Consider the following 2635-nt stretch of genomic DNA (forward strand, 5'->3'; position numbering starts at 1 on the left):
CCCGACGACGATAAGGCGATCCGCAAGCTGCATGCGAAACAGGTGCTGCGTGTGCCGCTGAAGCAGCTCGACGCGCAGGAGCTTGCGCCGCTTGGCAGCGCGCGGGTGAAACCTGTGGAAGACGCGCCGGTGATCAAGAGCAAAGAGCAGGATCCGAAGCCGGTCGCAAAGCCGAAGCCGGCGCTTGTGCCCGAAGTCAAAGCCGCTGTGAAATCCGAACCAAAGCCCGCGCCGGTCAAGGAAGCGCCCAAGCCGGAAGCGGCGCCCGTCGCGGAGGCCGAGCCTGAACTGGCGCCCGTCGAGTCGATTGGCGGTCACGGCGCCCTGACGCGGGAATCACCGGTCGTCGATGCGCCCTCCGTCGGTCGCAAGACGGCGCGACGTCTTGGAAAAGCCGGGATCATGAATGTCGGCGACCTGCTGGACTGCGACATTGAAGAGACCGTGCACCTGCTGAACGTCCGCCACATTGATGCCGAGGCGCTGACGGACTGGCAGGACCAGTCGCGCCTGATGATGGATGTGCCGGGCCTGCGTGTGCATGATACGCAAATCTTGGTGGGCGCCGGAATACGAACCGCTGCTGACCTTGCCGCGTCCTCCGCCCGGGATGTTTTCCTGTCTGCCATGGACTTCCTGACGACGCCGCAGGGCGACCGGGTCCTGTGGGAAGATGCGGAGTTTGAAGAAGTGGAAGTCGAAGGCTGGATCAGCATGGCGCAGGCGAGCGCCGCCTGATCAGAGCCCGCGAGGCAACAGGCCGGCGGCGCGATAGATCGCGTCGATTGCAGCCATGTTTCCGACAGCATCCCGGCCGCCCGTCAGCGCATGCGTGCGTCCCGCCAGCACGTCCAGTACGTGGGCGAGCTGGTGGTCGTACGTGGTTTGGCCGGGGGCGGTAAGGGTGCGGTTGTCGCCGTCAATCGTGGTGGTGATCATGTGGCCGCGATGAGGGTGGATCGGGTTCTTGATCTCGAGCTGACCGAGAGAGCCCTCGACCCTTATCCACGCATCGAACTTTGTGTCCGGTGCCATTGTCGTGTGGATCGATCCGGTTTCGCCGCCCGGAAAGGATAGCTCTGCGGCCATGCTTGTATCGACGCCGGGGCGGTCGCAATGCGCGGTGGCGGAGACGATCTCAGGCTCGGTCCCGACCAGCGTGCGCACCCAGTGGACGGGATAGCAGCCGAGATCCATCAGCGCGCCGCCGCCAACCTCCAGCGTGTGGCGCAATTCGCCCGGCCTGTAGGGGATCGTCACATCGAAGGCGGCATCGACGCGGCGGATCGTGCCGAGCCGTCCGCTGCGTGCGATATCGAAGACGCGCTGGAAGGCCGGGTGGAAGCGATAATGGAAGGCTTCGATGAGGACTCGCCCCGTGCGCTGTGCGGCATCGGTCATGCGGGCTGCTTCGATCGCATTCATGGCGAACGGTTTTTCGCAGAGCACGGCCTTGCCGGCTTCGAGCGCGGCGATGGTGAGGTCGGCGTGACGGTGCGGCGGCAGCGCATTATAGATGAGGTCAATGTCATCACGCGCGATCAGCGCTTCGTAGGAATCGGCAATATCCGGAATTGTGTTTTCGGTCGCGTAGGCGCGGGCGCGCGCACTGTCGCGCGCGGCGACGGCAACGATCTCGCAATCATCGCGCAGCCGGGCCGGGTTGATGAGCGCAGGCGGTGCAATTTTTGCCGCGCCGAGGATTCCGATCCTGATCATTGGAAGTACCTTGTTTTTGTTCAGTCTGATTTCGATCTGTGGACAGTGCGTAAACACAAACCACGCTGCTGTTTACCCCGACCTAACAGCGCTTAACGTTAAATCGCAAATCTGGCTGCTTGCGATGGCGTGCGGTAACGAATCGGAAAGCATGTGGGAGGTTAATGGGGGTTCCGGAGCCATTAATCCTAGGAGTGCCACGCTAATGCTGAATGTTCTCATTGCGCACATCGCTAAAATCAATGGACTCTCGGAACCTACTGCCAAGACGGCGCTGGGGATTGTGTTGAATTCAGCTGAGCGACAGGCTTCATCCTTCGCACCGGCAATGTTCAAGGCCATTCCCGGCGCTCGGGCACTCGCTGCCCGCACGGGCTCGGAGTTCGGTGCCGCCACCGGAATCATTGCCCGTCTTATCGAACAGACCCCCGGCGGCAAACGCGTCGTCGCACAGACGATGATCGGCTCACTTCACACGATCGGCCTGGACCACAAGGCGATCGGCCACCTGCTGCCATCGATCTCGACCTTCATGGAAGAGAAATACGACATGGTCGGCTTCGGGCATCTGGGCGACCTGATCGGCCATGACCTGGACGCGGAAATCAGCGCGGCCAAAGCAGCCTGATCGGCCCATCAGTTTCGTACCGACCAAACAAAGCCGCCTGACCGGGCGGCTTTTTTGATTCCGGCCGCTCGGGGCCAAGCCCGCTTGCCGGGCCGGGGCTCTTTTCTTTGTCGGCGCGTGTGGTTACAGCGGTGCCAGCTGAATTGAACGAGGATACGAGATGCGAACCGACACCGGACTACGCGCCGATGAAGCACTGGCACTGGACCTGATGGCGGCCATTCGCGCCGATGCCGAAACGCGTTGCGCCCCGGACACGGTGGAACTGGTCTCGGTGACGATTGACGT

General features: G+C 62.5%; 3 protein-coding genes. 2 read left to right on the top strand and 1 reads right to left on the bottom strand.

Annotated features, from left to right (window positions below; genetic code table 11):
* Window positions 1-738: DUF4332 domain-containing protein (locus tag AADA04_RS15520; RefSeq protein ID WP_340694191.1), on the top strand; the 738-nt coding region annotated here is incomplete at its 5' end.
* On the opposite strand, the gene AADA04_RS15525 is transcribed toward AADA04_RS15520, so the two are convergent.
* Window positions 739-1719 (bottom strand): Gfo/Idh/MocA family oxidoreductase, encoded by a 981-nt coding sequence (locus tag AADA04_RS15525; RefSeq protein WP_340694192.1) that lies wholly within the window; start codon window positions 1717-1719, stop codon window positions 739-741.
* Window positions 1720-1924: 205 nt separating this feature from the next.
* On the opposite strand from AADA04_RS15525, the gene AADA04_RS15530 reads away from it, so the two are divergent.
* The gene (locus tag AADA04_RS15530) at window positions 1925-2347 is read left to right on the top strand and encodes a hypothetical protein (RefSeq protein ID WP_340694193.1); all 423 of its coding nucleotides are present in this window, start codon (window positions 1925-1927) and stop codon (window positions 2345-2347) included.
* Window positions 2348-2635 lie beyond the last annotated feature (288 nt).

The organism is Hyphomonas sp., from assembly GCF_037969335.1.
Taxonomy (GTDB): domain Bacteria; phylum Pseudomonadota; class Alphaproteobacteria; order Caulobacterales; family Hyphomonadaceae; genus Hyphomonas.

Coding starts and splice junctions, on each gene's coding strand:
- AADA04_RS15525 (WP_340694192.1), bottom strand. CDS start 1,719: ATGATCAGGATCGGAATCCTCGGCGCGGCAAAAATTGCACCGCCTGCG.
- AADA04_RS15530 (WP_340694193.1), top strand. CDS start 1,925: ATGCTGAATGTTCTCATTGCGCACATCGCTAAAATCAATGGACTCTCG.